This is a genomic window from Oscillibacter sp. KLE 1745 (assembly GCF_000469445.2).
GTDB classification, from domain to species: domain Bacteria; phylum Bacillota; class Clostridia; order Oscillospirales; family Oscillospiraceae; genus Oscillibacter; species Oscillibacter welbionis.
Genome location: NZ_KI271732.1, coordinates 1 through 2004, shown reverse-complemented (window position 1 = coordinate 2004; position 2004 = coordinate 1). Strand labels below are relative to the sequence as shown.

Annotated in this window: 2 protein-coding genes; both read right to left on the bottom strand. The window is 67.6% G+C overall.

Annotation, left to right across the window (positions count from 1 at the left end; translation table 11 throughout):
* The coding region (locus tag HMPREF1546_RS10700; RefSeq protein WP_021751924.1) for a U32 family peptidase at positions 1–1256 on the bottom strand (1256 nt) is incomplete at its 3' end.
* A complete protein-coding gene (locus HMPREF1546_RS10695) occupies positions 1253–1594 on the bottom strand; it encodes a cell division protein ZapA (protein WP_021751185.1) in 342 nt (113 codons plus the stop codon). The genes HMPREF1546_RS10695 and HMPREF1546_RS10700, both read right to left, overlap by 4 nt.
* Positions 1595–2004 lie beyond the last annotated feature (410 nt).

The window sequence follows — 2004 nt, the reverse complement described above, 5'->3', positions numbered from 1 at the left end:
GGCGGCGCAGTGCGGGCGGCGGTGAGAGCCGCCAGCGCATCCCGCCGCAGGGCATTGACGGCACTGGCGGAGAGGGACAGCCCCTCATCTACCAGGGTGACCACGGTGTCGCAGCGGTAGGCGGTGCCGCCGGTCTTGCGGAGGCGGGCTTCCAGCTCCAGTCCATCCAGGGCCCGGGTCCGGGCGGCCTCCGGCACCGGGCCGGTGACCGTGACGCTGTGGCCGTCCCGGTCCGACACAGTCAGGGTGCAGGGCACCCCCGCGGAAACGGAGCAGGAGAGATCCACCGGCACCGTCCGCAGGCTGTCCCGTTCATAGGCCCGGCGGGCCTCCTCAAAGAGGTCCTTGGGGTCCGGAGCGTTCTCCGGACGGGTGCCGAACATGGCAGCGCCGTGTTTGCCCTGCCAGTACCAGTCGGTGAAGCCGGACCGGGAGAAGGCCTGCTCCAGCTCCGCCCGCTCGTCGGCGGTGGGACCACGGCCCTCCTCCAGCAGGCGGGCGTAGATGCGGGTGATGACGGCCACATACTCCGGCCGCTTCATGCGGCCCTCCAGCTTCACGCAGGATACGCCCATGGCCTCCATCTCCTCCAGCCGTCCGGCCAGACAGCTGTCCTTCAGGCTCAGGGGATATGCCTTTTTGGCGGGGGCGTTAACCCCGTAGGGCAGGCGGCAGGGCTGGGCGCAGCGGCCCCGGTTTCCGGAGCGGCCCCCGATCAGGGCGCTCATCCCGCACTGGCCGGAGTAGCACATGCACAGCGCCCCGTGGGCAAAGACCTCCACTTCCACAGGGCAGTTTTCACAGATCGTACGGGTGTCCTCCGCCGAACACTCCCGGGCAATGACCACCCGCTCGCAGCCGTCGGCGGCGATCTCTCGGGCACCGCCGGAGGTGAACAGGCTCATCTGGGTGCTGGCGTGGAGGGGCAGATCCGGCAGCGTCCGGCGCAGCAGGCCGAACAGCCCCCAGTCCTGCACCAGCACCGCGTCCACCCCCAGGCGGCCGGCCTGAACGGCTGTCTCCAGCGCCTGGGGCAGCTCCCGGTCCGTCACCAGGGTGTTCAGCGTCAGAAAGACCCGGACCCCCCGCTCGTGGCAGTAGGCCAGGGCGGCGGCGAACTCCTCATCAGAAAAATTTTTCGCGCCCCTGCGGGCGTTGAAGGCGCCCCAGCCCAGGTACACCGCGTCCGCGCCGTTCTGGACCGCCGCCCGCAGAGCCTCCGGCGAACCGGCGGGGGCCAGCAGCTCCGGCCTCATCCCCGGTCCTTCCGGGCCTGGGCGTCCAGCTTCTGCTGGAGGCGGAAGACCTCCCGCTTCAGCTCGCTGGCCTCGCTCTGGGCCCTGCCGGCCTCGTCCAGATACCCCTTGATCTGGCCCCGGAGCTGCTCCGCCGCGGCCTGGGCCTTGAAGAGCTCGTCGGCAATGTTGACGGCGGTGAGGACGGCGGCATCCGTGCGGCCCACTTTGGAGCTGTCCAGGACCTCCGCCATTTTATCATTGACGTAGGCGCCCACCCGCTGCATGTAAGAAGAGGACTCCTCCGCAATGAAGGTGAGCTCCTCCCCGCAGATGTTGATGACCACGCGATTTGCCATAAACAACTTCCCCCTCGTCGGTAGATTGATCAGCGGCAGGGCAGATGCCGCCCATTATCATAAATTATAGTATATCATAGGAAAAAAGACAGCGCCACAGAAAAACGGGAGGTTTTGAAAAAATTCACATTTCCGCCAGAAGCTGGGGCAGGTGCGGACTTTTTCCGCCGGGGCTTGTCCTGCCGGGGAAAATCGTGTAGAATAGGGGAAGTTCAAAACGAGGGGAGGGGCGGAGGATGCCCAGTTGTCTGGTACATACCGGGGATGAGAGCGTCACCCTGTCCGCGGCCACGGTGAAGCGGCTGCTGGACCGGGGCGACGGGGATGCGGCGCTGCTGTATCTGGCGCTGCTGCGGCGGCAGGGCACGGTGCCGCCCCGGTCCCTGGCCGGGGAGCTGCGGTGGGACCGC